Raw genomic sequence first — 26785 nt, 5'->3', positions numbered from 1 at the left:
GTGCCTTGGGACGATCGGGACGGGTGATTGAACCGGGTGATTGGGACGGGTGATCGAACCGGGTGATCGAACCGGGTGATCGAACCGGGTGATCGAACCGGGTGATCGAACCGGGTGATCGAACCGGGTGATTGGGACGGGTGAGAGAACAATGGCTCCCCGGCCGGGGTGGTCGGGGAGCCATCGGATATCAGGCCTTGGTGAGACCGGTGATGCGGGTCATGAACTCGTCGAGGAATCGCGGCACATCGACGCCGACCGCGACCTTCATGGTCTTGACCGGATCGTTGAGCCGTTCGTTGTCGCCGATCGTACGGCCGCGGGTCGGTCCGTCGACGTCAACCTGCATGTTGATGTCGAGCGTGGTGACCAGCGACGGATCCACGGCGACGCCTGCCGCGAGCGGGTCGTGCAGACCGCAGCCTCCCAGATGCGGGGAGGTGGTCTCGTACGCCTTGATGTAGTAGTCGGTCATGTCGGCGAGGAACCGGCCGGCCGGGGTGCCCAGATCGCGCCAGCGCTGCGTCTCCTTGTAGGTGAGCAGGGTCTGCAGCGTGACGTCGAGGCCGATCATCGTGGCGGGGGCGCCGGAGCGGAACAATGCATTGGCCGCGTCCGGATCCTGCGAGATGTTGGCCTCGCTCCATGCGGAGACGTTGCCGCAGACGGTGAGCGCACCGCCCATCAGCACGATCTTGCCGATCTCATCCTTGATCTCCGGCGCCTTGGCCAGTGCCGCGGCGATGTTGGTCATCGGGCCGGTGGGCACGTAGACCAGATCCTTGCCGTAGGTCTTCACCGCGTCGATGATGAAGTCGACGGCGGATTCGGTTTCCGGCTCGCGGTTCGAATCGGGGATCTCGACGTCGCCGATACCGTTCTTGCCGTGGATGAACGCGGAGACCGGCTGCACTTCGAACGAGTCCTTGGTGCTGGCGTGCGGCAGGCCCTTGTACACCTTGACCTCCGGGTGACCGAACAGGTCGGTGACCGCCAGCGCGTTGCGCACGCCCTGATCGAGCAGGACGTTGCCGTAGGTGCCGGTGATGCCGATCAGTTCGACTTCGGGGCTGCCCAGCGCGTAGGCGGTGGCCAGCGTGTCGTCGATGCCGGTGTCGAGATCGAGGATGAGTTTCTTGGTCATGGTTGACTCCTTAGCAGAGACGTATGCGGTGGATTACCAGACGAACAGGCCGACGGTGGCGGCGGAGAGCAGGGAGACCAGGATGCCGGAGAGCAGCATGCGGCCGACCTGCTTGGAGATGGCGTCGTTCTTGTCCTTGTCGACGATGCCCTTGAAGCAGCCGATGACCATGCCCAGCGTGGAGAAGTTGGCGAACGAGGTGATGAACACCGTCAGCACGGCCTTGTAGTGGGCGGCGTAGGTGGCGACCTCGCTGGTGATCTGGCCCATGACCACGAATTCGTTGGTCACGAGCTTGAGGCCCATGAGCTGCGAGAAGTGCCAGGCGGTGCCCGGGTCAAGACCCATGAGCCAGGCCGGGATGTACATGACGACGCCGAGGATGGATTCGAGCGAGAGCTTGTCCCAGATCATGCCGAGGCCGGCGTCGATGAGGGCGGCCAGCGCCACGAAGGCGACCACGTTGGCGGTGATGATGAGGATCAGCTTGCCGCTGCCGAGGATCGAATCGCCAAGGAAGGAGAAGAACGGTTCCTTGACCGGCTTGCTCGGATCGTGCGTGATGAGCTTCTTGAACCAGGGCAGGGCCTTGTACTCCTCGATGGCCTTGTCCTTGGCGGCCTGCTCCTCGGCGGTGAGCTCGACGACGTCGTCTTCGGCGGCGGGATCGCCGAGGCCGTAGATCACGTCCTCGTCCTTGCTGACCTCGACCGGGTAGAGCATGTGGCTGACGATCAGGGCGTTGATGCAGTTCAGCGGGATGGCGGTGATGACGAACTCACCGGGGACCATCTGGATGTAGGAGCCGATGATGGCGGCGGTGACGCAGCTCATCGACATCATGGCAAGCGTGACGTTACGGCCGGCCTTCATGCGCTGCAGCTGGACCTTGGAGACGGCGAGGGCCTCGGTGTTGCCGAGGAACATCATCTCGACGGCGTAGAAGGTCTCGAACTTCGGACGACGGGTGACGAAGCTCAGTCCGCGGCCGATCCACTTGATGATCCACGGCAGGAAGCCGATGTAGGTGAGGATGTCGAACAGCGGGACGATGAGCAGGATCGGCAGCAGGGCGCTGGCGATGAAGTTCACCGGAGCGGGGTTGGTGCCGTCGGCGCCGACCCAGTTGGCGAAGGCGAAGTTGACGCCCTTGTAGGAGAGGTTGACGATGGCCGCGAAGCCGTCGGCGGCGGCCTTCACCGCCATGCGTCCCCATTCGAAGCTGGTGAGGAACCACGCGATGACGAGGTTCAGAACGAGCATGCAGCCCACGGACTTGAAGTCAATGCCCTTGCGGTTGTGGGAGAATACCCAGCCCAGGGCCAGAAAGACCAGCAGGCCCACGATGTTGATCGCTAGATACATGAGTTCCCTTCCTTTGGTTCTCAGTTTCTCAAGTGTTGGCCGGTGTTGCCCCCGGCCGGCACCACTACCCACGGTAGTGGCTGCGTATGTCATCCGATTGATATCGGGATGAATTTCCTCCGGTGTCGGCCCTGATGCGAGACCGGCACCGGAGCGTGGAAGACGTCAGACGATGATCTGATGGATCAGTGTGATGGGCTCAGCCTCCTTGCTGATGGTGATGTTGTCGCGGATGAGGCGTTCGACGTCCGCGATGTCCTCGCGGTCGCTGTGCACGGTGAGCAGTACGTCGCCTTGGTGCACCTCGTCGCCGACCTTGTGGTTGAGCACCAGGCCCACGGCGTAGTCGAGCTCGTCGTCCTTGGTGGCGCGGCCGCCGCCGAGCATCATCGAGGCGATGCCCATTTCGTCGGCCCTCATGCCGGTGATCACACCGTCCTTGTCGGCGGTGATGGGGATGCGGTACTTGGCCTGCGGCATGATCGTCGGGTCGTCGATCACCCGGCCGTCGCCGCCCTGCGCCTCGATCATCATGCGGAAGCGCTCGAGGGCCGAACCGTCGGCGATCTTCGCCTCCAGCTTGGTGCGGGCCTCGTCGAGGTCCTTGGCCTCTCCGGCCATCACCACCATCTGGCTGCCGATGGTGAGCACCAGATCGGTCAGGTCCTTCGGGCCCTCGCCGCGCAGCACGGCGATCGATTCCTCGATCTCGAGGGCGTTGCCGATGGCGAGGCCGAGCGGCTGGTTCATGTCGGAGATCACGGCCATGCAGTCCATGCCCACGCCCTTGCCGATGTCGACCAGCGCACGGGCCAGGGCCACGGCGTCCTCCTCGCTCTTCATGAACGCGCCGGAACCGGTCTTCACGTCCATGACCAGCGCGTCGGTGCCGCTGGCGATCTTCTTGCTCATGATCGACCCGGCGATCAGCGGAATGGAATCCACGGTGTCGGTGACGTCGCGAAGGGCGTAGATCTTCTTGTCGGCGGGGGCGATGTTGCCGGTGGCGCCGGCGATGATGCAGCCCACCTCGCGCAGCTGACGCTTGAAGGCGTCCTCCTCGATCTCCACGGTGTAGCCGGGGATGGCCTCGAGCTTGTCGAGCGTGCCGCCGGTGTGGCCGAGGCCTCGGCCGGAGATCATCGGCACCACGATGCCCAGCGAGGCGACCAGCGGGGCGAGCGGGATGCTCACCTTGTCGCCCACGCCGCCGGTGGAGTGCTTGTCGACCTTCTTGCCGGGGATGTCGCTCAGGTCCAGCTTGTCGCCGGAGTTGAGCATGGCCATCGTCAGGTGGCGGGTCTCCTCGGCGGTCATGCCGTTGAACCAGATCGCCATCAGCAGGGCGCTGGCCTGATAGTCGGGGATGTCGCCGGCCGTGTAGCCGTCGACGAAGAAACGGATCTGCTCGTCGCTCAGTTCGTTGCCGCCGCGCTTGGCGTCGATGATGTCGATCATTCGCATAATGCTGGCTCCTTTGCCGAGGTGATGATAAAACGTTAAACTATTCTTACGGTTTTTACAAATGTGCGTGTCGCGTCGTGAACATCTGTTCGTTCATGCCGCGGTTCGATGTGAACCGACGTTCATCGTCGGATGTCAGGTCGGACGTCATGTCGCGAATTCCAGCAGATCGGCGGCACTGATCTCGTCGATCACCAGCGTGTTGGCGTAGCCGGCGACCAGTGCGCCGTGCGTGGCCGGCACCTTGATGGGGGAGGCGGCCACGAGAATGCTGTGCGGCTTGTTCTTCAGGTCGTCGAGATGCAATCCGATCGTGCGGGCGTCGATGTCCTCGTCGATGATGCCGCCGTCCCGGTCGATGAACCGGGAGAGCACGTCGCCCACGGCCTCGTGCTGCAGACGGTCCCGTTCGGCCCGGGTGAGGTATCCCAGACGGAACAGCAGGGCCGAGTCCTGTACGGAGCCGACGGTGAAGATCGCGATGTTGGCCCGTCGGCCCATGTCGAAGATATGCGAGATGTAGGTCTCCTGCTCCACCAGTTCACGGGTCTCCCGACGGTCGAAGATCACCGGCAGGGGCAGGTACTGCGGCAGGGTGTGGAATGCGGCGGCGAAGGCATTGGCGCTTTCGAACGCGAAGTTGTTGCTTTCCGTGTTCGAGATGCTGCCCTTGATCTGCACCACGGTCACGCCGCGCACGTCCTTCGGGGCCAGATGGGTGCCGATGGCGTACAGCGTGCGGCCCCATCCCAGTCCGATGACGTCGTCGTCCTGCACGATCGATTCGATGTAGTCCGCGGCGGCCTCGCCCACGGTGTCGATCCGATCCTTCGGGGCGATGGTGGCGATCGGCACCACCTCCACATGCTTCAGGCCGTACTTCTGCCGGATGCGGTCGGCCAGATCGGGGACCTCGACGCTCGGGTCGGCGATGTCGATGCGCACCAGCCCGCTTTCGCGCGCGTACTGCAGCAGTCGGGAGACGGTGGGACGGGAGATGTGCATGAGCGTGGCGATTTCGACCTGGCTGAAATCCTGCTGATAGTAGAGTTTGGCTACCTTCAGCGCGTCCTTGGTCTTCTTCGTCGTAACGTTCATGCTCATCTCCCGTCCCTTATGATCCGGCTCCTGTGACCCGGTTCCTATGATCCGGCCGTCGTCCGGCCCTGGTCCTGCGGTTGCGGCCGATCAGGCGATGGCGGTCTCCAGCGCGATGGTGATCATGTCGTTGAAGGTTTTCTCGCGCTCCTCGCTGGTCGTCTTGCCCTCGCCGAAGATCAGGTCGGAGACGGTGAGGATCGACAGGGCGCGGAAGCCGAGCTTGGCGCCGAGCAGGTAGAGGCCGGCCGACTCCATTTCGGTGCCGAGCACGCCGTAGTCGGCGAGCTTCTTCATGTCGAGCTCGTCGTTGTAGAAGCGGTCGGCCGCGAAGATGTCGCCCACCTTCACGTCCACGCCCTGCTCCTTGGCCACATGGTAGGCGGTGTCGAGCAGTTCGAAGTTCGCCAGCGGCGCGTAGTGCACGCCGTGGCCGAAGGTGTTGGTCACCACGGCGGAGTCGGTGGTCGAGCCGGAGGCGAGCAGCACGTCGCGCAGCTTGACGCCCGCCGCCATGCCGCCGCAGGAGCCGACGCGGATGATGGTCTTCACGCCGTAGATGGTGGCCAGCTCGTTGGTGTAGATCGACAGCGAGGGGATGCCCATGCCGCTGGCCTGCACGGAGATGCGGTGGCCCTTGTAGGTGCCGGTGAAGCCGAGGCAGTTGCGCACGCCGTTGACCTGCACGGCGTCGTCGAGGAAGTTCTCGGCGATGTACTTGGCGCGCAGCGGGTCGCCGGGCATCAGTACGACGTCGGCGTAATCGCCCGGTTCTGCTTCGATGTGGGGGGTTGCCATGATGGGGTCCTTTCGATGGTTGTGATGGCGATGCGGTGTCGTTGATTGCGATGCCGGACGGGCTCAGCGGACCTGATCGAGGAAGCTGGTGCCGTTGCCATTGCCTTCGACGCCGAAGTTGTCGAGGATGGTGGCGCCCATGTCGGAGGCGGTGTCGCGGATGCCCAGCGACGTGCCCGGGTTCGACATGCCGGGGGAGTAGGCGAGGATCGGCACGAATTCGCGCGTGTGGTCGGTGCCCTTGTAAGTGGGGTCGTTGCCGTGGTCGGCGGTGATGAGCAGCAGATCGTCGTCGTGCATGTTGTCCATCACATGGCCGAGACGCTCATCGAAGGCCATCAGCGCGTCGCCGTCGCCCTGCGCGTTGCGGCGGTGGCCGTACATGGCGTCGAAGTCCACGAGGTTGGTGAAGCACAGGCCGGTGAAGTCGGAGGCCATGGCCTCGTCCACATGGTCCATGCCGTCCATGTTGCTCTTGTTGCGCCAGCCCTTGGTGATGCCGTGGCCGGAGAAGATGTCGTTGGTTTTGCCCACGGCGAGCACGTCGTATCCCGCGTCGTGCAGAAAGTCGAGCACGGTCGGCGCGATGGGCTCCAGACCGTAGTCGTGACGGTTCGACGTGCGGGTGAAGTGGTCCTTGTCGGGGCCGACGTACGGACGTGCGATCACGCGGCCCATCACGATCTCGGGGCCGTTGATCAGCGTGCGGGCGTATTCGCAGATGCGGTACAGCTCGTCGATCGGGATCACGTCCTCGTGGGCGGCGATCTGCAGTACCGAATCGCCGGACGTGTAGAGGATCAGGTCGCCGGTCTTCATCTGGTGCTCGCCGTAGTCGTGGATCACCTCGGTGCCGGAGTACGGCTTGTTGACGATCACCTTGCGGCCGGAGAAGGCCTCCAGCTTGTCGACGATGTTCTGCGGGAATCCGTTCGGGAAGGTAGCCATCTCGAACTTCACCGGCAGGCACATCATCTCCCAGTGCCCGTCGAGCGAATCGTTGCCGTGGGAGGTGATGGTCATCTTGCCGAAGCAGCCAACGGCCGGATCGGCGACCGGCACGCCCTTGATCGGATTGTCGGGGCGGATGTTGCTCAGGCCGATGCGTCCGAGGTTCGGCAGATGCAGCTTGCCGTCGAAGAACTCGCCGATATGGCCGAGCGTGTCGGCGCCGACGTCGTCGAAGCGGGCGGCGTCCGGCGCTTCGCCGATGCCGATGGAATCGAGGGCGATGGCGAGGACTCGTTTGTAGGTGTATGCCATGGAAGGCTTCCTTTCACCGTTGAAAGATCAAAATATGGAAAAGACCGAAAAGACCGAAATCTGAACGCGATCGGAATGATGGGAACGATCGAAACGTGGAGGTCCGCCGATGGGGGCGGCGGACCTCCGAGCGAACCTTACTGCTGCGCGGCCTCTTCGAGGATCGCCACGGAGGCGGAGACGCCGAGCCTGGTGGCGCCGGCCTCGATCATCGCGTAGGCGTCGGCGAGGTTGTGGATGCCGCCGGCGGCCTTGACGCCGAAGTCGGGGCCCACGTTCTCGCGCATGAGCTTCACGTCGTGCACGGTGGCGCCGGCGGTGGAGAAGCCGGTGGAGGTCTTGACGAAGTCGGCTCCGCCTTCGACGGTGAGCTTGCTGGCGCGCACCTTCTCGTCGTCGGTGAGCAGCGCGGTCTCGATGATCACCTTGAGCAGCTTGCCCTTGGCGTGGGTGGCCTCGGCCACGGCCTTGATGTCGGCGAGCACTACGTCGTCGTTGCCGCCCTTGAGTTCGCCGATGTTGATGACCATGTCGATCTCGTCGGCGCCCTTGTCGATGGCGTCGTTGGTTTCGAACACCTTGACGTCGGTGGTGTTGGCGCCGAGGGGGAATCCGATCACGGTGCAGGTGGCGATGCCGGTGCCGGCCAGGGCCTTGGAGACGCGGGGGATCCAGTAGGGGTTGATGCAGACGGATGCGGTGTTGTACTTGATGGCTTCGGCCACGGTGTTGTCGATCTGTTCGGCGGTGGCGTTGGCCTTGAGGAGCGTGTGGTCCATGTACTTGGCGAGCTGAGCCTGGGTGAGGGACATGATGGGCGTTGCCTTTCTGATAATTCACGGGAAGTCCGTGAAGGGCTGGCCTTCGTTGGCCGGCTTGGTGATTTCCACTCTAGCAGAGAATGTTACAAATGTCCACCTACGTAGTTGAACGTTTGTTCAATCTGGGTCGGGCGGCCCCTGCACCGATGTCCTCGGTCCGGCTGGCACCCAACCGGGCCGAGACCGACTCGTACCGCGGACGCGCATGATTTCGCCGGTCTTTGCTACCATAACAAAGTTGCGTTGCGCAACGTGGGGCTGTAGCTCAGTCGGTTAGAGCATCGGACTCATAATCCGCCGGTCCAGGGTTCAAGCCCCTGCGGCCCCACTTCTTTTTCCTCCTGATCAATGGTGCCTGATCAATGATGTTCGGCAGAGGGGAGCGGAGGGGCATGAATGTGAGCGAGACGGCGAAAGAGGCCGAAAGAACCGAAGGGACCAAAGAGACCAAAGGAACCAAAGGGACCAAAGAGACCAAAGAGACGGCGAAAAAGGCCATGGACGTGAAGGGGACGACGTCGGCCGTTCGGGAAAGCCCGACGCTGAAGATCTGGCGCAAATGGACCGAATGGCCGCTCACCGCCGCGGCTGTGGTGTTCCTGATCGCCTACTCCTGGCAGGTGCTGGGAGCACCTCCGAACACGCAGGGGGCGTCGGCCTCGGCCGGTTCGGCGATCATCATGGGCATGACGGGCTCCCGGATATGCGAGACCGTCATGAACGTGGTCTGGGTGCTGTTCGCCATCGACTACGTTGTTTCGCTGGCGCTTGCGAACGATCGGCGGCACTGGTTCGTCCACCATCTGTTCGATCTGGCGTCGGTGGTGCTGCCGGTGTTGCGACCGTTGCGCCTGCTACGGCTGTTCATGGTGCTCAAGGTGCTCAACCGCACGTCCGGCATGGCGCTTCGGGGCAGGATCGCCATCTACGTGGTGGCCACGGTGACCCTGATGATCTACGTGGGCGCACTCGCCATGTTCGATGTGGAACGGCGGGCCGGCGACGGGATGATCGACGATTTCGGAGACGCAGTGTGGTGGGCGTTCGTCACGGTCACCACGGTGGGGTACGGCGACTATGCGCCGGTCACCTGGCAGGGGCGGTGCATCGCCGCCGCGTTGATGCTCGGCGGCATCACCCTGATCGGCGTGATCACCGCCATGGTGGCCTCCTGGATCATGGAACGGGTCGAGACCGGGGAGCGGACCGCATGGGGACGGGGAATGGAGAGCCGGCTGTCGCACGAGATGGACGAGGACGCCCGGGCCGGCGAACGGCGTGACATGCGGCTGATGGAACGTCTGGATCTCCTGTCCGCGCGACTGGACGGTCTGGACGAGCGGCTGAGTCGGATGGACGAACGACGGAATCGGATGGACGGCCGGTCGAATGACCGGAATAGACGGACTGACCGGTCGGATGACCGGAATGGACCGACGAGCCGACCGGATGAGTGATCGGAACGGACGGAATGGACAGGCCAGTCGATCGGAACGGACGGGTCGATCGGAACGGGCTGGTCGATCGGAACCGAGCGGCCGCCCGCGCACTACAGTGGAGAACGATACGGCAGATACGACAACAGTAAGGAGTCGCAATGGCTGAGACGGTCAACAAGGAGATCAACAAGACGGTCAGGCGTGCCGTGGTGACGGGCGCGTCCAGCGGCATCGGCGCCGCGACGGTTCGTGCGCTGGTGGCCGACGGATGGCAGGTGGTGGCGCTTGCCCGCCGCGAGGAGCGGCTGGCCGCGCTCGCCGGCGAACTGGGCGGGGCCTGCACCTATCACGTATGCGACGTGACCGACGAGGCCTCCACGCAGGCCGCAGTGGACGCCGTGCTGGCGGGCGGTCCGGTCAAGGCGCTGGTCAACTGCGCGGGTGCGGCGATCGGCAAGGATCCGGTGGCCACGGCGAGTCTGGATGACTGGCGCGACATGTACGAGCTCAACGTGCTCGGCACCCTGCGCATCACCCAGAAGCTGCTGCCGGCGCTGAAGGAGACCGAGGGCACGGTGCTGGTGATCTCCTCCACGGCGGGCATCGAGCCGTATGAGGGCGGCGCCGGATACTGTGCCTCCAAGTTCGCCGAACGGGTGATGGCCCGCGTGCTGCGTCTGGAGCAGATCGGCGAGCCGGTGCGCATCGTGGACATCTCGCCGGGCATGGTGGCCACCGACGAGTTCTCGCTCAAGCGCTTCCACGGCGATGAGGCCAAGGCCGCGGCGGTCTACGCCGGCGTGCCTAGCCCGCTCAAGGCCGAGGACATCGCCGAATGCGTGCGCTGGGCCCTTGCCCAGCCCGACACCGTAGACATCGACTCCATCGTCGTGCGTCCCCGTGCCGAAGGCTCCTACACCAAGGTGTACCGCGAGCGGTGACGGAGTCTCTCCGCGGTCGGTTGACCTTGTAGGGGTGTGCGAGTATAATCTCATCGGTTCCGGTTCACGTCTGCCATCGGGGCAAGGCGACCCGGTCCTGAAATACACCCCTAGGAGTTAATCATGAAGCAGGGAATCCATCCCGAATACGTGCCGACCGAGGTCGTGTGCTCTTGCGGCAACACCTTCGTCACCCGCTCCACCATCACCTCCGGTCACGTGACCGCTGATGTGTGCGCGAAGTGCCACCCGTTCTACACCGGCAAGCAGAAGATCCTCGACACCGGTGGTCGTGTGGCCCGCTTCGAGAAGCGTTACGGCAAGAAGGCCAAGTAACATTCGTTGCCACGCCAGTCTTGCGCCCGGGTACGATCGATCCGGCGCGGACTGGCGTTTTTGTTTATCCGGTCCGATCCCTCGGTCCGATTCCTTCATTCCCCATTCCCCGTTTCGCGGTTCGCTCCCGTCCGTTCGTATGGTTCCGTTGGTTCCTTGTCCCACCCGGCCGCATCCTCACATCCTCGCATTCCCGCATCCTCGATCCTGAACCCCTGAAAGGCATGGCATGACAGCAGCAGAAGAGTTTCCCGCGGCGCAGACCGCATTGGACGAATACCGCAATCTCGAAGAGGACATGAGCCGCCCCGAAGTGGCGTCCGATCCCGAGAAGATGCGCAAGCTCGGCCGTCGTCACGCCGAACTCGCGCAGATCGTCTCCGTATACCGTCAGTACGCCACGCTGTGCGACGACTACGAGGCCGCGAAGGAGATGGCCTCCGAGGACCCGGACTTCGAGGAGGAGGCCAAGCGTCTCGAAGCCGAAATGCCCGAGGTCCGCGAGAAGCTGCGTACCGCGCTGATCCCGCGCGACCCGGACGACGCCCGCGACACGATCATGGAGATCAAGGCCGGCGCCGGCGGCGAGGAGGCCGCGCTGTTCGCCGGCGACCTGCTGCGCATGTACACGCGCTACGCCGAACGCCGTGGCTGGACCGTGGCCATCCAGTCCGAGAACTCCACCGAACTCGGAGGCATCAAGGACGTGCAGATCGCCATCCGCGCCAAGGGCGCCGTGGCACCCGCCGACGGCGTGTGGGCGTCGCTGAAGTACGAGGGCGGCGTGCACCGCGTGCAGCGCATCCCCGTCACCGAATCGCAGGGCCGCATCCAGACCTCCGCGGCCGGCGTGATCGTGTTCCCCGAAGCCGATGAGGACGACGACGAGATCGAGATCGATCCGAAGGACCTCAAGATCGACATCTTCATGAGCTCCGGCCCCGGCGGTCAGTCCGTGAACACCACGTACTCCGCCGTGCGCATGACCCACATCCCCACCGGCATCGTGGTGAGCATGCAGGACGAGAAGTCGCAGATCCAGAACCGCGCGGCCGCCCTGCGCGTGCTGAAGTCCCGACTGCTGGCCATGAAGCATGAGCAGGAGGCCGCCGAAGCCGCCGACATGCGCCACTCTCAGGTCCGTTCGCTCGACCGTTCCGAGCGCATCCGCACCTACAACTTCCCGGAGAACCGCATCGTTGATCACCGTACCAACTACAAGGCGTACAACCTCGATCAGGTGCTCGACGGCGACTTGCAGGCCGTGATCGACTCCGACATCCAGGCCGACGAGGCCGCCCGTCTCGCCGCCGCCCAGCAGTAAACCGGTCCTCGGCTTTCGGTTTTTGGCCAATCCAAGCGTGAAGGACGTCGTGTATCGGTGTGTCGTGCTTGGATTTGCCAAAAACCGGGATGAACCCGAATCGACAAGGGGGACGATGATGGATCTTGGCTCCGTATTGAACGCAGCGACCCGTACTTTGGCCGACGCGGGTGTCGACACCCCCCGTTTCGATGCGAAGCTCCTGCTGGCCCACGCGGCTGGCGTGGAACTGCGCGACGTCGACCGGGCCATGCTCATGAGGGAGTCCCTGGATTTCGACGAGTCGGAATTCCGGGCCATGATCGCCCGCCGATCGGCCCGCGAACCTCTGCAGCACATCACCGGCCATGCCCCGTTCCGGTACCTTGACCTTGCCGTCGGCCCCGGCGTCTTCATCCCCCGTCCCGAGACTGAGATCGTGGTCGAGGCCGGCTTTGACTGGCTGAAGGAGCAGCGAATCGATCATCCGGGAATCGATCACCCCCGGATCGTCGATCTGTGCGCGGGCAGCGGAGCGATCGGCCTGTCCGCGGTCACGGAACTGGCCGACAGTGAGGTCTGGGCCGTGGAATTGAGCCCCGAAACCCATCAATGGACCGAGCGCAACCGGAAGAGGATCCTTGCCGCTAATCCCGACGCGGAGTCGCGATACCACCTGATTTTGGGGGACGCCACCGATCCCGCAACCCTGAATGATCTGGACGGCACGATCGATCTGGTGATCTCCAACCCCCCGTATGTGCCCGAATCCGAGGTTCCGGAACAGCCCGAGACCCGCGATCACGATCCCGAACTGGCCCTGTACGGCGGCTCGGCCGACGGTCTGCTGATCCCCGAGAGGATCATTGACCGGTCGGCCGGATTGCTCAGACACGGCGGCGTGTTGGTCATGGAGCATGACATCAGTCAGGGTGTCGCATTGGTCGATTATGCCGGCCGATCGGGGTTTGACCACGCCCGGACTGGCAACGATCTCACCGGCAGACCGCGGTACCTGTTCGCGGTCCGGTCCTGACCGCTTACTGCGCGTAATCCCTACTGCGCGTAGTCCTGCAGCGCCGAGGCGTCCGCGTCGGTGATCGTCTTGATCACGCGGGCGGGATTGCCCACGGCCACGGAATTCGGCGGAATGTCGCGGGTCACCACCGCGCCGGCGCCGATCACGCAGCCGTCGCCGATGGTCACGCCGCCCAGTACGGTCACGTTGCCGCCGAACCAGCAGTTGGAACCGATCACGATCGGCAGACCATACTCATAGTCGTATGCCGTGCCGTCCTCACGACGACGGACGTTGCGGTCCTGCCAGCGCAGCGGATGCATCGGCGGCAGCAGGGAGACGTTCGGGCCGAACAGGACGTCGTCGCCGATGGTCACGGGAGCGCAGTCGAGCACGGTGAAGTTGAAGTTGGCGAAGACCCGGTCGCCGAACGTGGTGTGGATGCCGTAGTCGAAGAACACCGGGCCGAGCACGTCGAGGCCCTCGCCGTGATGGGGCAGCAGCTCGTCGAGCACGGCCTTGCGCTCGGCGGTCGCGCCGCGCGGCAGGGCGTTGAACTTCGAGCACAGGTCGGCGGACGTGGTGCGCAGACGGTCGAGTTCGGGATCCGAGGCGTCATACAGCTTGCCCGCCAGCATCTCCTCGAGCTCGCTGGCGCGCGGCCTGCGCAGTTCGACGGGCGGAATCGGCGTTCTGGATTCCGTGGCGTTGCCGTCGTCGGCGTTGATGGTGTCGGTCATGATGCACTCCTTCGTGGTCGGGATCGCCGTTATGGTCGATCGTTCGATCATCACATTAATTAGAACGTTCTTATTCTATGGACCGGCGTTGACCCGGTGCCGACACGGTGATCGACCCGGTGGCTGACCCGATGTGTATGCCGATGACGGGGTTGTGCCATACTAAGTAAGTTCGATAACAGGCAAGTGCAGCAATACGCAACAGGTAAGTCCGATAGCGGTGGCAGAACGGTGGCAGTGCGGACGGCCCGTGACCGGCCGGCGGCGGAAAGGAACACGTAATGGTGGACATTCGTCCGGTCGATGACGAGTCTCTGGCGCTCGCCGCCCGTCTGGTGCGCGAGGGGCATCTGGTGGTGGTGCCGACGGATACGGTGTACGGCGTGGCCTGCGATCCGCGCAACGCCGAGGCCGTGGACAACATCTTCCGGGCCAAGCGGCGTCCCCGGGCCAAATCGCTGCAGGTGCTGCTCTCCTCGATGACCGAGGTCGTCCGTCTCGGACTCGATCTGCCGGTGCCGTTGGACCGTCTGTCACGCCGGTTCGTGCCCGGCGCGTTCTCGCCGATCTGCGTGGCCGGGCCGGACTGCGATCTGGTCACCGTACGATTCCGGCCGAACGAGCATCCGAGCCGTACGCAGGGCATCAGGGTGCCGGATTCCGAGGTCGCGCTGCGCATTCTGCGCACCACCGGGCCTCTGGCCGCGTCGAGCGCCAATCTTTCCGGCGGCGAATCGGCCCAGACGGTCGAGCAGGCGGCCGAGGCACTGGGCGAATCGGTGTCGTTGTATCTGGACGGCGGGCCGACCCCCGGTCCGGTCTCCAGTACGGTGGTCGCGGCCGATCCGCATGGGCGGGACGGCATCGCGATCCTGCGCGAAGGCGTGATCCCGCAGACGGAGATCCGCGCCGCTCTGCACGAGACGACGGCGTCGGCCGTCGGAGGTGCCCGCGCATGAGAACGTATCTGTTCGTGGCCGCGGTGGCCGGCGGCGTCACCTACCTGCTCACCCCGCTGATCCGCCACATGGCGATCGAATTCGGCGCGGTGGGCGAGGTGCGTGCCCGCGACGTGCACACTGTGCCCACGCCCCGCATGGGCGGCGTCGGCATGCTGCTGGGATTCGTGGTGTCGATGATGTTCGCCAGCCGACTGAACCTGACGAACCGTCTGTTCGCCGGCAGCATGCAGCCGTGGATCATCGTCATCGGCGCGATCGGCGTGTGCCTGCTCGGCGTGTGCGACGACCGCTGGGACCTCGACTGGATGCTCAAGCTTGCCGGTCAGCTAGCGATCTCCGTGTTCGTGGCGTGGGGTGGTCTTCAGGTGGTCTCCCTGCCGTTCGGCTCGCTGGTCGCCGCATCCCCGAGCGTCTCGATGGCGATCACGGCCATTCTGATCGTCGCCTCGATCAACGCGGTGAACTTCGTCGATGGTCTGGACGGGCTGTCGTCGGGCATCGTGGCGATCGGCGGCATCGCCTTCGCCATCTACTCGTACATCATCGCCCGCTCGTCGCCCAACTACGCGTCGATGGCCACGCTGATCGACGTGGCGCTGGTGGGCATCTGTGTGGGCTTCATCCTGCATAACTGGCATCCGGCCAAACTGTTCATGGGCGATTCCGGTTCGATGCTGCTCGGATATCTGGTCACCTGCGCGTCGATCGTGATGACCGGCCGCATCGATCCGGCCACGATCCACACCAGCATCTACCTGCCGGTGTTCATGCCGATCCTGCTGCCGGTGCTCGTGCTGTTTCTGCCGGTGCTCGACATGTGTCTGGCGATCATCCGGCGCGTGAGCAAGGGGCAGTCGCCCATGCACCCGGACCGTATGCACCTGCATCACCGTATGCTGCGCATCGGCCACACCGTGCAGGGCGCCGTCCTGACGTTGTGGGGATGGGCCGCACTGATCGCCTTCGGCTCGATCATGGTGCTGTTCTTCCCCGTGGGATACGTGGGCATCGGATTCGCGATCGCCACGGTGCTACTCACCGTGATCACCATGTACCCGTACCTCAAGCACCGCATTCCCGAGATCAGGGCGGAGAACGCCGCACTGGCCGCGGCCCGCGAGCAGACACGCGGATCGGGCCGGCCGAAACACAGTGCCGGTACGGTAGCCGCGGGCGGTCGGCACGAGCGGCCTGAGGGGCCTGAGGAACGTGGGCGGGCCTGATGGGCCTAGGCGGGTGTGAGCGGCCGTCGGCATTGCGATAATGCGCAACGGATACACGGAATACCGCAACGGATGACCGAATAACCGCGAATAACCGAATAACCGAATAACACGTAACGTAACGAACCCGATACGGAATAGGGGAGAGGAATCGATGAGCGAATCGGAAGATCGTAACGAAGCCGTGGCCAAGGATAAGGCCAAGGCCAGGAAGCCATTCGGCAAGGGCAAGCGCCTCGGCGAGGAGACCGTGGGCGACCTCATGGGCCGCGCCATCCACGAGAGCCTGTTCTTCATCGGCGTGTTCGCGGTGGTGGCCATCGTGGTCGGCTACATGTTCGTGGGCTGGCCGGGCATCTGGTCGGCGGTGATCGCCACGCTCACCACCGTGATGTTCTGCCTGTCGAACCCGTTGCTGGTGGCCGTGCTCAGCCGGCTGCACCTGCGGCCCGCCGCCTACCTCACCTGGTTCCTGCTCGGCTGGCTGATCAAGGTGGGCATCTGTTTCGTGGTGCTGCTCGCCATCCAGCGTCAGACGTGGCTTGACGCGAAGCTGTGCGCGATCTTCATCGCGGTGGGCGCCGGCATCATTCTGCTCGCCGAAATGCACACCGCCGCCACCAGCCGCGTGCCGTACGTCGATCCGCCGACGCGTCGGAAGGACGACTCCGGATTCGACGACTGAGGCCGTGTCGATCCCCGGAAGTCAACGGCGGATAACAATACGGCAACATTCGTGCGAATCGTTCCGGATCGTGGAAAATGAACGGCGGCTTACGGATCCGTTACGGTACAGTGCCTAAGGCGGATCGGGCCCGGCGACACCGCATGCCCGGTGAAGTCGTCAAGCGCCTATAGAGTGGGTTCATGGCTTCAATCAATTCCGTAGCAGAAGAGTCCGTATTCAATCCCCTTCCGTCGCCGTTCCAGAAGCTTGGACTGGCTTACGATGATGTGCTGCTCCTGCCCGAGGAGACCGACGTCATCCCCTCCGAGGTGGACACCACCACCCATCTCACCCGCGAAATCACGATGAAGGTTCCGGCCATCTCCGCCGCCATGGACACCGTCACCGAGTCCGACATGGCCATCGCCATGGCCCGTAACGGCGGTATCGGCGTGCTGCACCGCAACCTCTCCATCGACGATCAGGCCTCGCAGGTCGATGTCGTCAAGCGCAGCGAATCCGGTATGATCACCGACCCGCTCACCGTGCACCCCGACGTCTCCCTCGCCGAACTCGACAAGCTGTGCGGCCGCTTCCACATCTCCGGCCTGCCGGTGGTGGACAACGACGACCGCCTCGTCGGCATCATCACCAACCGCGACATGCGCTTCATCGCCTCCGAGGACTACGACCACCTCAAGGTGCGCGACGTGATGACCAAGGAGAACCTGATCACCGGTCCGTCCAACATCACCAAGGAGGACGCCCACCGTCTGCTCGCCCAGCACAAGGTGGAGAAGCTGCCGCTGGTCGACGGCAACGGCAAGCTCACCGGTCTGATCACCGTGAAGGACTTCGTGAAGACCGAGCAGTACCCGGACGCCACCAAGGACGGTCAGGGCCGTCTGCGCGTGGCCGCCGGCATCGGATTCCTCGGCGACGCGTGGCAGCGTGCCACCGCGCTGATGGAGGCCGGCGTGGACGTGCTCGTGGTCGACACCGCGAACGGCCAGGCCCACCTCGCCTGCGACATGATCAGCCGCATCAAGAACGATCCCGCCTTCCGTGACGTGCAGGTCATCGGCGGCAACATCGCCACCCGCGGCGGTGCCCAGGCCATGATCGACGCCGGCGTCGACGCCGTGAAGGTCGGCGTGGGCCCCGGCTCCATCTGCACCACCCGCGTGGTCGCCGGCGTCGGCGTCCCGCAGCTCACCGCCGTGTACGAGGCCGCTCAGGCCTGCCGCGCCGCCGGCGTGCCCTGCATCGCCGATGGTGGCATCCACTACTCCGGCGACATCGCCAAGGCCCTGGTGGCCGGCGCCGACTCCGTGATGCTCGGCGGCACGCTCGCCGGCTGCGAGGAGGCTCCGGGCGAGAAGGTGCTCCTGCACGGCAAGCAGTACAAGCTGTACCGCGGCATGGGCTCCCTCGGCGCCATGGCCCCGCGCGGCAAGAAGAGCTACTCCAAGGACCGCTACTTCCAGGCCGACGTGACCAGCAGCGACAAGGTGGTGCCGGAAGGCATCGAAGGCGAGGTGCCGTACCGCGGACCGCTGAACGCCGTGCTGTACCAGATGATCGGCGGCCTGCACCAGTCGATGTTCTACATCGGCGCCCACAACATCGCCGAGATGCGTGAGCGCGGCCACTTCATCCGCATCACCGACGCCGGTCTGCGCGAGTCCCACCCGCACGACATCGTGATGACCGCCGAAGCCCCGAACTACTCCGGCTTCCACAACTGATCGGTGATTTGGTCGGTTTGATCTGGCCGGTTTGATCTGATTGGCCAGATCTGATCGAGGCCTCACGATTCGAATACTGCAATAGACTGCAATAGGGGTCTTCCTCAATGTGAGGAAGACCCCTATGTTGTGTGGGCTATATTGTGTGGATTCAGACGTCCCACACAGGATGACCGTCTCGGTGGGCTACTTCGTCTTCTTGATGGTGAAGACGAGCACGCCTGCGAAAATCGCGATGCCAATGGCGGTGGGGAACACCAGCGTGTATGCCGCGGTCACCGTTACGATCCATGAAGTGATTCCGGAGCCGATGGCTTGGCCTGCACAGGTGGCGATGTTGAGAATACCGAGGTCCTTTCCGGCCTCCTCCGGGTTCGGCAACACATCGACATTCAGTGCCTGATCGACGGCGAGGTACATGCCGTAACCAAAGCCCGCGATGGCGGCGAAGAGGAACATGCCCATGCGGCTGGGGAACAGCCATGGCATGGCGATGCCCACTGCATACAGGCCGCAGGCGAACATGACCAGAGGCTTACGGCGACCGATCTTATCGGAGATCGGCCCCGAGACCGCGGTGGACAGTAGCGAAACCACCAGTGTGATGATGGACATCACGGAGATGGCCGCTGCGGAATCGGCCTTGGTGAGTCCGACGTGTTCCTGAAGAATGTACAGCTGGTACGAGGTGATCATCTGATAGGCCACGATCAGGCCGGTGCGGCACAGGAACGCTTTCCAGAAGTCCGCAGCACCCTTGATCGGCGGGCGGAATGTTTCGAGAATGACCTTCCAGACCGGATCCTCGTTCTTCGGCTCCTGAGCGGTGGAACGGTCCTTGGGGTTGATCACGGTGATGATCAGACCGCCGGCCGCCATGCACAGACCTCCCACGATGAAGCCGATGATGGGCTGGAAGATGAAGAAGGATCCCAGCAGTGTGCCGACGCTCTGGCCAACCACCTGGCCGCCGCCATATGCCGCGGATACCGTGGCTCGGCTTCGCTGGGGAATGGAATCGGACAGAGTGGCCACGATCGGGGCGATCATCATGTTGTTGCCGATCATGGCGAACCAGTAGGCGTATCCTACGCCGATGCCGGTCTGCGGGTTACCGATGGCCCAATAGGAGAATCCGGCGATGATTGCGCCGCAGAAGATCCACGGCTTGCGGCGGCCGAATCGAGAGCGGGTGCGGTCGGACATCGATCCGACGATCACATTGATGAAGATGGAGATAAGAGAACCGCCGGCGCTAATCATACCAAGCATGGCAGTGGGATTCGACAGACCGATATCCTTGAGATGCTGGGGCATCAGCACGGAGACGATCATGCTGAAGGCTACGCCGTGCAGGAAGGAATACATCAGGAAGCCGGCGAAGTAACGCTGCATGCGACGGGAAAGACCAAACAGACGATTCGGATCGTATCCGTCTTCGGGATTCATGGGCGGTTGTTTCGGCTCGATGGCAGTTTCAGGGGAAGTATTGGTGGACATGGGAGTTTCCTGTGTTTGGTTGGTAAACGGTGATTGATTCTCTATGGGGTTAGGTTTTCCTAAGGCATTAGTCGTTGAGCTGGATCCATATGGAAGTATCCTGTGGCAGTTTTCCGTCAGGGGTGAGTGGTCCTGATGTCAGCAGGATTTCTCCTTCGGGCAGTGCTTCGGGCTGAGATCCGAAATTGGTGAGATTCGCCCAGCCGTTGGCCCTCCGGTAGGCGATGACTCCGCCGGTGCTGCCTTCCGCGCCATCCGGGGCGTTGGAACTTTGGTCCTCGGCAAGCCATGTCAGCGTAAGATCATCCGTTTGCAGCTTTCGTCGCCATTCCAGCGCAGCACGATATAGGTTGAGCATGGAAGTCGGATCGGATTCCTCGACGCTTACCGCATAATCGGCAAACCATGACGGCTGGGGGAGATGCGGCGTTTCGCTGGGTGTACCATCGGCTTTCACCGCGGGTGAGAATCCGAAGGACGTCGTGTCGTCGCGAGTAACGTTCCACGGAAGCGGTACGCGACAGCCGTCGCGTCCTTTCTGGGAGATTGCCTGAGACATGCCGAATGCTCTTGGATCCTCCAGCTCCTCCCATGGGATGTCGGCCACTTCGAACAGACCGAGTTCTTCACCTTGATAGAGATATGCGGAGCCGGGCAGCGAGAGGGCCATCATGATTTCCGCGCGAGCGCGACGTGTGCCGAGATCTCGCCGTTCTACATACGATTTGCCGTCTCTTAACAGCCAATCCGTGGCAAGCTGATGAGTGCCGGGGGTAGGGATCTGAGGTAGTCCGTATCTGGATGCCTGCCGGGGCACATCATGATTGGAAGCCACCCAAGTGCAGGTGGAACCATTACGCTCGGCCGATTCGATACCGCTTTCGATGGCCTCATGCATTTCGTCTCGAATCCAATTTTTCTTGGCGAATTCGAAGTTGAACACCTGACCAAGTTCGTCCGGCCTGGCGAATAGGGGCTGCCGATCCGGATTCACCCATGCTTCGGCCACCGCGAATCGGGGCGGATCGTATTCATTGAAGACCTTACGCCACTCCCGATAGATCTCATGTACTTCATTGCGGTCATATACCGGATGTGAGCCATCGCTGGGAATCGGTACGGAGAATCCGATGCCATAAATGTCATAATCGTCCAGATCGTCACGGTCCAGATCCTTGGCAAGGCCGGCCGCTACATCGACGCGGAAGCCGTCGGCGCCGTGATCGGACCAGAAACGCAGAGTGGTGAGAAAGTCCTCTCGGACTTCGGGGTTGTTCCAGTTGAAATCCGGTTGCTCGACGGTGAACATGTGCAGGTACCATTGTCCGTCGGGCACGCGGGTCCATGCCGGGCCGCCGAATTTGGCAGTCCAGTTCGTGGGTGGCAGTTCGCCGTTGGGGCCCTTGCCGTCTCGGAAGATGTAGCGGTCGCGCTCCGGGGAGCCGGGGGTGGCCTTCAGCGCATCTTGGAACCAAGGGTGAAGATTGGAACTGTGGTTGGGGACGATGTCGACAATGATCTTGATTCCGGCGGCATGTGCCTTGGTGCTGAGTTCGTCGAAGTCGTCCATGGTGCCGAGCTTGGGGTCGACGTTGCGGTAGTCGTCGACGTCGTAGCCGCCGTCGGCGAGCTGTGAGGGGTAGAAGGGGCTGAGCCAGATGGCGTCGACGCCGAGTTTGGCGAGGTAGTCGATCTTCTCGGTCACACCGGCGAGATCTCCGATGCCGGAACCGGTGGAGTCTTTGAATGAGCGGGGGTAGACCTGATAGACGACGGCCTGCTTCCACCAGGAGGCGGAATCTGTGGATTTCGTGACGGCTGTTGCCGATGTCTGTTCATCTGACTGGGGATTTCGGATGGGCAATTGGGCTCCTTCGCAGGGGTGGCTTAATGGTGCGGCAATGCACCGTTTGTCTTGTGGTTGGAAGCGCTTACATTATGGTTGATACTTTTGGTATCGGTTATTCTGCAATATTTTTTATTATGTATTGCGTCTTTGCTTTAGTGCTTCCTGATGAAAATTAGTATAACGCTTACATAAAATAATGCAAATAATGTATGATACGCCTTGTTTTTCAATAATGTAAGCGATTAACATAAATAATGTAAGTTACATTTTCATGGTATGCGGCATGTGATTGATCGGAGGAGCCATGGTCAGAGCGACCATCAGTGATGTGGCTGCCAGGGCGGGAGTGTCCGAGGCTACGGTCTCTCGGGCGTTGCGTGGTAATGGCAAGGTTCGGGAGGCGACTCGGGCGAAGGTTCGTCGGGCCGCGGAGGAATTGCATTTTTCCTTTTCCAGAAGTGCGGCGTCGCTTGCTTCGGGGAAAACCAATCGTGTGACCATTCTGCTATCGGCCGGTATGAATACGTGGTTTAGTTCCTCGGCCTTGCAGGGAATATACGAGGTGCTTGCGCCACAAGGTTATGATCTTGTGCCTTGCGTGGCTTCATCCAAACGCCAGTTGAAGGATTTTTTCGCTCAGCTGCCTGACTCCAAGAATTCGGACGGCATGATTGTGGTGTCCATTGATCTCAATGAGGAGCAGCGGGCCGAATTGAGGGAGTTGGCTTTACCCTCTGTGGGCTTGAACACACCGTCTCAGGGGTGCTTTGATGCCTCAGTGCGCATCGACGATCGTGAGGGGATGACGCAGGCAGTGCGCCTTCTAGTCTCTTTGGGGCATGAGTGTCTGGCCTTTGTGGACGAACCAGCCCGTGCCGACTTCGAATACAGTGCCAGCGTCCGTGCCGATGGTTTTCGCCGTGCGGGTCTTGAATGTGGTTTGGATGAAAGCCGATTGGTGCACGTCGCCATGCCTTTACTGTCGCATTATGAATCCATGGAGGAGGCCGCTTCGGTGGCTGCCACCAAAATTGTTTCCGACTCCACCTATCCCACGGGAATTTGCGTGCGTACGGACGCCTTTGCGGTACTGCTTATCGATCAGCTTGAACGGTGTGGTGTGCAGGTGCCTCGCGACATATCGGTCATTGGCTTTGACGATAGTACCGTGGCTCCGGTGGCTCATCTCACCACGATCAGGCAGAATCCCGTCGCTCTTGGGCGGGCCGCGGCGGATCGCATTCTTCGACTCATGCGTGGTGAGCCACTGCCTCTGCCGCATGAGTTGGTTTCTCCGTCCCTTATTCTGCGGCGTACCGTTGATCGAATGCGGCGATCCTGACTGCCCGGCTTGGGCGGGTCGTGGTGTCTTTCGATCGTTGTTTGGCGTGTTGCTCGGGGAATATGCGCTCACGCGGGCCGCCCGTCCCGCGTGAGCGTGGTTGACCGTTGTTGCGATTTCAACGATTGTTGCGTGACCTCACATGGGCCGCCCGTCCCACGTGAGACGATACGGGCTATGCGAACCAGAAATCCTTGAAATCGTATTTGAAGACGCGATAGATGAAGGCGCTGTTGATTGTCATCGTGTAGTCGCGCAGCAGGGTGCCGTCCGCGGTGTACACGCCCCACACACCCTTGATGCCCGATTCGGTGATGATCGTGCCGTCCGAATACTCCTCGGCGCTGCTGATGTAGCCGGAGTACGGCACCGCGAACCGTGTGACCAGCTTATAGGTCCCTGCCTTCTCGTCCACCAGATACTTCTGGAAGTACGACTTGTTGCTCGAGTCCTGCGAGGCGAGGTTGGTCACCATGCCGGGAATCTGCGACCAGTCGTAGTCGGTGGTGGAGCTCACGCCGCCGTTGTTGTTGAACATGTAGAGGTAGTACTGGCCGTCCGGCAGCGAATCATCCTTCACATAGGTGACCGTGTGCTGGCCTCCCGAACTGGGGAAGTCGCCGATCTTGGTGAGATTGTATTTCGCGTAGTCGGTGCTCTGCCAGAACGTGCTCTCGCCGATGATGTACTTCAGCGTCGGCTTCGTGCTCACGTCGTCGATCTTGATGATCGAGGAGGTTTCGCGGGAGCTGACGATGATGCTGTCGTCGTCGCTCACGTACTGGATCGTATTGAGATGAATCCAGTCCCATGCGTCGGAGCCGGAGTCGGTGGACGTGGCCTTGGCGTCGGCGTCGTGCTTGGTGCCGGCCTTGTATGATGCCATGAGCGTGCCCATGTCCACGGCCAGCGTGGTCTTGCCGGTGGCGAGGTTCACGCGTACGACCTTGTCCTGCACGGAATTGCCCTTCATGTCGGTGGCGAGCACGAGCAGATTGCCGTTGTCGTCGAACACGTAGTCGTGGTGGAGAATGTACCGCTCGCCGAGATTGTAGAACTTCTCGATGCGGCCGAGCCTGTTCATCGCCACGATGTCGTGCGTGGAGGCGCTGAAGTACATGAGCCCGTCCTTGAAGACGAGACGCTGGGCTCGGTAGTAGAGGATCGGGATCTCGCCGCGCAGCACGCCGTAGTCGTCGTAGAGGTAGATGAGGTCCTGCTCGTTGCTGTCGTTGCCGAGCACCGCGTACAGGCCGTTGCCCATCGTGCCGGCGTACTGCGTTTCGGTGCCGGTTTCGGTGACGGTGCGGTCGAGCCGGATCTGCTCCCCGCCGATCGTGGACGGCGCCTTGCGGTGGATGGTGTGCGTGGTGGTGCTGCCATCCTGCTTGGTTAACGTGACGGTGATGTCGTTCTCCTCGCCGGGGATCAGGCCGATCACCTGGAATTCATGCACGGTGGCGTAGGAGTCGCCGCCCGATGGCGTGGCGGAGAAGTCCGGGTAGTCGGTCTTCGGCGCGCTCACCGTGTAGGAGACCTTCACCGCGTCGTCGGTTGTGAAGTACACGTAGAGCGACGTGGTGTTGGTGCCGTACGGATTGTTCGCGACCAGCATGTGGTCGGATGTCCATTCGCCGGATGATTTCTGGCTGTCGAGATCGGTTTGCGCCTGCTGCTGGTAGTCCTCGGTGTAGATCTTCGCGATTTTCGCCGAGACGTCGGATTCCGCCGCGGCATGTTCAACGGAGGAGAATGCGGCGAGCGAGACCGTGGCGGACAATGCCACGACGGCTATGGCGCTGGCCGCGGTCTGGATCGTGCGAGCCCTGAGATTCATGGTGACCTTTCGAAACGGGGAAGGAAGATATTCGCACCGTAGGGCCGTGATCTCCGCCATGACTGGGGTTTGGCTGGATGAACCGTGAAAAACAGGGGCAAGAATTCTAGTAATGATGATGTGCCGGGGCAATCATCCGCACGGATGATTCGGTGGCGATGCGTGATGGATTGCAGCGCATAATCGCCGATATGCACCGCAATCCATCGAAACCAGCGTGATTCTCATGGATTGCGGCGGCAAACCCCGCTTTTGACGTCGCCATCCATAAGAGGCCATGTGTGCGAGCCGGTAATGGGGTGATCCGTGGGGTATCGGGTGGCGTGATGTTGTGGAAGGGCGATGTTGACGGCTGTCGGTGGGTGCTTTGGTGATGGCATCTGAGTGGGAATAGGAAAAGGCCCCGTAGCCTTTTGGGCTGCGGGGCCTGGGGGAGGGATGGACGGGTACGTCTTGAGTTGGGGTTGTGGCCCCGACCTCTGCCGAGGCCACAACGCTTTGGCGCTTCCCGCCGGGTTGCTCCGGCAGGGGAGGGAGGGTGTTACTTGACGCGCTTGATGCCGAGGACGGCGATCGCGGCGATCGCGGCCATGGCGATGGCGGTCGGGAACACGAAGTTGTAGGAGCCGGTGGCGGCGACGATGCTGGAGGTGATCGCCACGCCGATGGCCTGACCGGCGCAGGTGGCGATGTTCATGAAGCCGAGGTCCTTACCGGCGGTCTCCTTGTTCGGCAGCACGTCGACGTTCAGAGCCTGATCGACGGAGAGGTACATGCCGTAACCGAAGGAGGCGATGCCGCCGAAGAGGAACATGCCCATCTGGGTCGGGAAGATCCACGGCATGGCCAGACCGATGGCGAACACGGCGCAGGCGACGGCGATCGGGGCCTTGCGGCGGTGGAGGGCGTCGGCGATCGGGCCGGAGATCAGGGAGGCGATCATCGAGGCGACCATGGTGAGCACGGAGATCACGGACATGGAGACGGCAGCCTGCTTGGTGCTCTCACCGATGTGATCGGTCAGGATGTACAGCTGGTAGCTGAAGATCATCTGGTAGGCGACGATGAGGCAGGTACGGCAGATGAACGCGCGGTAGAAGTCGCCGCAGTTCTTCAGCGGCGGGGTGAGGGATTCGACGATCACCTTCCACATCGGCTTGGAGGTGTCCTTAACCATGTCCTTGGAGGACGGTTCCTTCGGGGTGATGACGACGGCGAGCACGCCGGCGGCCAGAGCGCACAGACCCGTGCAGACGAAGCCGATCTCGACGTTTTCGATGAAGCGGGAGCCGATGAGCGTACCGATGCCCTGGCCGATCACGCCGCCGCCGCCGATGGCCGCGGAGACGGTCGCACGGTTGGATTCCTCAACACGGTCAGAGATCAACGCGTAGATCGGGGCCTGCACCATGTTCAGACCGATCAGGGCGATGACGTAGAAGATGCCGATAAGCACGGCGGTGGACGGACGGCTCAGCGACCAGAAGCAGATGCCGTAGATGAACGCGCCGGTGAAGATCCACGGGGTGCGCTTGCCCCAGCGGCTGGCGGTGCGGTCGGAGAGGGCGCCGATGAACAGGGCGATGAAGATCGAGGCGATGGAGCCTGCGGAGTTGATGGCGCCGAGCGCGGCGGTCGACTCGGTGGCGCCCATGCCGAGGTCCGCACGCAGACGCTGCGGGACCAGCACCGACATAGTGCCGAAGAAGGCGACGCCGGACAGCACGGCGAAGGCCATGAAGCCGCCAACGTAGCGCCACTTCTCCGACTTGGTGTTTGCGGGAGTCGGGTTCACTGTTGCAGTGGACATTTTCCTTTTCTCCTCTTCCTTGAGTTGCTGTTGTGTCAGATAACGAATGATGGAGCCTGTGACGCGACCGGTCGGGGTATGCGATGCTCGACACACTCAAGGCCGTTCGGCCCCGCG

22 protein-coding genes and 1 tRNA gene are annotated in these 26785 nt (G+C 62.6%); 11 read left to right on the top strand and 12 right to left on the bottom strand.

Annotated elements, in window-relative coordinates:
• Nucleotides 1-190: 190 nt before the first annotated feature.
• The 7 genes from CSQ87_RS09075 to deoC all read right to left on the bottom strand — a co-directional run bounded on the left by CSQ87_RS09075 (nt 191) and on the right by deoC (nt 7944).
• On the bottom strand, nt 191-1144 hold the full coding sequence (locus CSQ87_RS09075; protein WP_100513555.1) for a nucleoside hydrolase: 954 nt from the start codon (nt 1142-1144) through the stop codon (nt 191-193).
• Nucleotides 1145-1177: 33 nt separating this feature from the next.
• Entirely contained in the window at nt 1178-2509 is a 1332-nt protein-coding gene (locus CSQ87_RS09070) for a NupC/NupG family nucleoside CNT transporter (protein ID WP_100513554.1), read from the bottom strand.
• Between the two features lie 165 nt (nt 2510-2674).
• Nucleotides 2675-3973, bottom strand: coding sequence for a pyrimidine-nucleoside phosphorylase (locus tag CSQ87_RS09065; protein ID WP_100513553.1), 1299 nt, complete (start codon nt 3971-3973; stop codon nt 2675-2677).
• 147 nt (nt 3974-4120) lie between these two features.
• On the bottom strand, nt 4121-5077 hold the full coding sequence (locus CSQ87_RS09060) for a sugar-binding transcriptional regulator (RefSeq protein ID WP_100513552.1): 957 nt from the start codon (nt 5075-5077) through the stop codon (nt 4121-4123).
• 84 nt (nt 5078-5161) lie between these two features.
• A complete protein-coding gene (gene deoD / locus CSQ87_RS09055) occupies nt 5162-5869 on the bottom strand; it encodes a purine-nucleoside phosphorylase (RefSeq protein ID WP_100513551.1) in 708 nt (235 codons plus the stop codon).
• 63 nt (nt 5870-5932) lie between these two features.
• Nucleotides 5933-7132, bottom strand: coding sequence for a phosphopentomutase (locus tag CSQ87_RS09050; RefSeq protein ID WP_100513550.1), 1200 nt, complete (start codon nt 7130-7132; stop codon nt 5933-5935).
• 137 nt (nt 7133-7269) lie between these two features.
• The gene (deoC, locus tag CSQ87_RS09045) at nt 7270-7944 is read right to left on the bottom strand and encodes a deoxyribose-phosphate aldolase (protein ID WP_100513549.1); all 675 of its coding nucleotides are present in this window, start codon (nt 7942-7944) and stop codon (nt 7270-7272) included.
• Nucleotides 7945-8207: 263 nt separating this feature from the next.
• Here deoC and CSQ87_RS09040 point away from each other — a divergent pair.
• From CSQ87_RS09040 to prmC, 6 genes are all read left to right on the top strand, one after another.
• Nucleotides 8208-8281: transfer RNA gene (locus CSQ87_RS09040), tRNA-Ile, on the top strand.
• 175 nt (nt 8282-8456) lie between these two features.
• On the top strand, nt 8457-9410 hold the full coding sequence (locus tag CSQ87_RS09035; protein WP_243388902.1) for a potassium channel family protein: 954 nt from the start codon (nt 8457-8459) through the stop codon (nt 9408-9410).
• 140 nt (nt 9411-9550) lie between these two features.
• The gene (locus CSQ87_RS09030) at nt 9551-10333 is read left to right on the top strand and encodes an SDR family oxidoreductase (RefSeq protein WP_100513547.1); all 783 of its coding nucleotides are present in this window, start codon (nt 9551-9553) and stop codon (nt 10331-10333) included.
• Between the two features lie 123 nt (nt 10334-10456).
• The gene (gene rpmE, locus CSQ87_RS09025; RefSeq protein WP_100513546.1) at nt 10457-10669 is read left to right on the top strand and encodes a 50S ribosomal protein L31; all 213 of its coding nucleotides are present in this window, start codon (nt 10457-10459) and stop codon (nt 10667-10669) included.
• Between the two features lie 229 nt (nt 10670-10898).
• The gene (prfA, locus tag CSQ87_RS09020; RefSeq protein ID WP_100513545.1) at nt 10899-11993 is read left to right on the top strand and encodes a peptide chain release factor 1; all 1095 of its coding nucleotides are present in this window, start codon (nt 10899-10901) and stop codon (nt 11991-11993) included.
• Between the two features lie 118 nt (nt 11994-12111).
• Nucleotides 12112-13008 (top strand): peptide chain release factor N(5)-glutamine methyltransferase, encoded by an 897-nt coding sequence (gene prmC / locus CSQ87_RS09015; protein WP_100513585.1) that lies wholly within the window; start codon nt 12112-12114, stop codon nt 13006-13008.
• Nucleotides 13009-13028: 20 nt separating this feature from the next.
• On the opposite strand, the gene CSQ87_RS09010 is transcribed toward prmC, so the two are convergent.
• Nucleotides 13029-13730 (bottom strand): sugar O-acetyltransferase, encoded by a 702-nt coding sequence (locus CSQ87_RS09010; RefSeq protein WP_100513584.1) that lies wholly within the window; start codon nt 13728-13730, stop codon nt 13029-13031.
• A gap of 281 nt (nt 13731-14011) precedes the next feature.
• Between CSQ87_RS09010 and CSQ87_RS09005 the strand changes: the two genes are divergently transcribed.
• The 4 genes from CSQ87_RS09005 (at nt 14012) to guaB (ending at nt 18330) form a co-directional block, all read left to right on the top strand.
• A complete protein-coding gene (locus CSQ87_RS09005) occupies nt 14012-14689 on the top strand; it encodes an L-threonylcarbamoyladenylate synthase (RefSeq protein ID WP_100513544.1) in 678 nt (225 codons plus the stop codon).
• On the top strand, nt 14686-15915 hold the full coding sequence (locus CSQ87_RS09000; RefSeq protein ID WP_100513543.1) for an MraY family glycosyltransferase: 1230 nt from the start codon (nt 14686-14688) through the stop codon (nt 15913-15915). The genes CSQ87_RS09005 and CSQ87_RS09000 overlap by 4 nt, the downstream gene beginning before the upstream one ends.
• 154 nt (nt 15916-16069) lie before the next feature.
• Nucleotides 16070-16600 carry a Cg1360 family ATP-synthase-associated protein gene (locus CSQ87_RS08995; RefSeq protein ID WP_100513542.1) on the top strand — a complete coding sequence of 177 codons (531 nt, stop codon included), beginning with the start codon at nt 16070-16072 and terminating at the stop codon, nt 16598-16600.
• Nucleotides 16601-16782: 182 nt separating this feature from the next.
• Nucleotides 16783-18330, top strand: a complete 1548-nt coding sequence (guaB, locus tag CSQ87_RS08990) for an IMP dehydrogenase (RefSeq protein WP_100513541.1) — start codon at nt 16783-16785, stop codon at nt 18328-18330.
• 186 nt (nt 18331-18516) lie between these two features.
• On the opposite strand, the gene CSQ87_RS08985 is transcribed toward guaB, so the two are convergent.
• Nucleotides 18517-19779 (bottom strand): MFS transporter, encoded by a 1263-nt coding sequence (locus tag CSQ87_RS08985; RefSeq protein ID WP_243388901.1) that lies wholly within the window; start codon nt 19777-19779, stop codon nt 18517-18519.
• 118 nt (nt 19780-19897) lie between these two features.
• A complete protein-coding gene (locus CSQ87_RS08980) occupies nt 19898-21688 on the bottom strand; it encodes a glycoside hydrolase family 13 protein (protein WP_100513582.1) in 1791 nt (596 codons plus the stop codon).
• Nucleotides 21689-21983: 295 nt separating this feature from the next.
• On the opposite strand from CSQ87_RS08980, the gene CSQ87_RS08975 reads away from it, so the two are divergent.
• Nucleotides 21984-23021, top strand: a complete 1038-nt coding sequence (locus tag CSQ87_RS08975) for a LacI family DNA-binding transcriptional regulator (protein ID WP_100513540.1) — start codon at nt 21984-21986, stop codon at nt 23019-23021.
• Nucleotides 23022-23196: 175 nt separating this feature from the next.
• On the opposite strand, the gene CSQ87_RS08970 is transcribed toward CSQ87_RS08975, so the two are convergent.
• Together CSQ87_RS08970 and CSQ87_RS08965 are read right to left on the bottom strand one after the other, a co-directional pair.
• Nucleotides 23197-24858: an aryl-sulfate sulfotransferase gene (locus tag CSQ87_RS08970; RefSeq protein ID WP_100513539.1), complete on the bottom strand. Its 1662-nt coding sequence runs from the start codon at nt 24856-24858 to the stop codon at nt 23197-23199.
• Nucleotides 24859-25399: 541 nt separating this feature from the next.
• Complete coding sequence (locus tag CSQ87_RS08965; protein WP_100513538.1) at nt 25400-26668, bottom strand: MFS transporter; 1269 nt, start codon at nt 26666-26668, stop codon at nt 25400-25402.
• Between the last annotated feature and the right edge of the window lie 117 nt (nt 26669-26785).

The sequence above is a fragment of the Bifidobacterium simiarum genome, assembly GCF_002802905.1.
Classification (GTDB): domain Bacteria; phylum Actinomycetota; class Actinomycetes; order Actinomycetales; family Bifidobacteriaceae; genus Galliscardovia; species Galliscardovia simiarum.
The sequence above is the reverse complement of the archived record's forward strand: the minus strand, read 5'-3'. Positions and strand labels throughout refer to the sequence as shown.

What these genes read in the sequence shown, in the direction of transcription:
- CSQ87_RS08975 (WP_100513540.1), top strand. Translation starts at nt 21,984, where the DNA reads ATGGTCAGAGCGACCATCAGTGATGTGGCTGCCAGGGCGGGAGTGTCC.
- CSQ87_RS08995 (WP_100513542.1), top strand. Translation starts at nt 16,070, where the DNA reads ATGAGCGAATCGGAAGATCGTAACGAAGCCGTGGCCAAGGATAAGGCC.
- CSQ87_RS09050 (WP_100513550.1), bottom strand. Translation starts at nt 7,132, where the DNA reads ATGGCATACACCTACAAACGAGTCCTCGCCATCGCCCTCGATTCCATC.
- CSQ87_RS09070 (WP_100513554.1), bottom strand. Translation starts at nt 2,509, where the DNA reads ATGTATCTAGCGATCAACATCGTGGGCCTGCTGGTCTTTCTGGCCCTG.
- CSQ87_RS08965 (WP_100513538.1), bottom strand. Translation starts at nt 26,668, where the DNA reads ATGTCCACTGCAACAGTGAACCCGACTCCCGCAAACACCAAGTCGGAG.
- CSQ87_RS09005 (WP_100513544.1), top strand. Translation starts at nt 14,012, where the DNA reads ATGGTGGACATTCGTCCGGTCGATGACGAGTCTCTGGCGCTCGCCGCC.
- guaB (WP_100513541.1), top strand. Translation starts at nt 16,783, where the DNA reads ATGGCTTCAATCAATTCCGTAGCAGAAGAGTCCGTATTCAATCCCCTT.
- deoC (WP_100513549.1), bottom strand. Translation starts at nt 7,944, where the DNA reads ATGTCCCTCACCCAGGCTCAGCTCGCCAAGTACATGGACCACACGCTC.
- CSQ87_RS09000 (WP_100513543.1), top strand. Translation starts at nt 14,686, where the DNA reads ATGAGAACGTATCTGTTCGTGGCCGCGGTGGCCGGCGGCGTCACCTAC.
- deoD (WP_100513551.1), bottom strand. Translation starts at nt 5,869, where the DNA reads ATGGCAACCCCCCACATCGAAGCAGAACCGGGCGATTACGCCGACGTC.
- CSQ87_RS09030 (WP_100513547.1), top strand. Translation starts at nt 9,551, where the DNA reads ATGGCTGAGACGGTCAACAAGGAGATCAACAAGACGGTCAGGCGTGCC.
- prfA (WP_100513545.1), top strand. Translation starts at nt 10,899, where the DNA reads ATGACAGCAGCAGAAGAGTTTCCCGCGGCGCAGACCGCATTGGACGAA.
- CSQ87_RS08985 (WP_243388901.1), bottom strand. Translation starts at nt 19,779, where the DNA reads ATGAATCCCGAAGACGGATACGATCCGAATCGTCTGTTTGGTCTTTCC.
- rpmE (WP_100513546.1), top strand. Translation starts at nt 10,457, where the DNA reads ATGAAGCAGGGAATCCATCCCGAATACGTGCCGACCGAGGTCGTGTGC.
- CSQ87_RS09010 (WP_100513584.1), bottom strand. Translation starts at nt 13,730, where the DNA reads ATGACCGACACCATCAACGCCGACGACGGCAACGCCACGGAATCCAGA.
- prmC (WP_100513585.1), top strand. Translation starts at nt 12,112, where the DNA reads ATGGATCTTGGCTCCGTATTGAACGCAGCGACCCGTACTTTGGCCGAC.
- CSQ87_RS09060 (WP_100513552.1), bottom strand. Translation starts at nt 5,077, where the DNA reads ATGAGCATGAACGTTACGACGAAGAAGACCAAGGACGCGCTGAAGGTA.
- CSQ87_RS08970 (WP_100513539.1), bottom strand. Translation starts at nt 24,858, where the DNA reads ATGAATCTCAGGGCTCGCACGATCCAGACCGCGGCCAGCGCCATAGCC.
- CSQ87_RS09065 (WP_100513553.1), bottom strand. Translation starts at nt 3,973, where the DNA reads ATGCGAATGATCGACATCATCGACGCCAAGCGCGGCGGCAACGAACTG.
- CSQ87_RS09075 (WP_100513555.1), bottom strand. Translation starts at nt 1,144, where the DNA reads ATGACCAAGAAACTCATCCTCGATCTCGACACCGGCATCGACGACACG.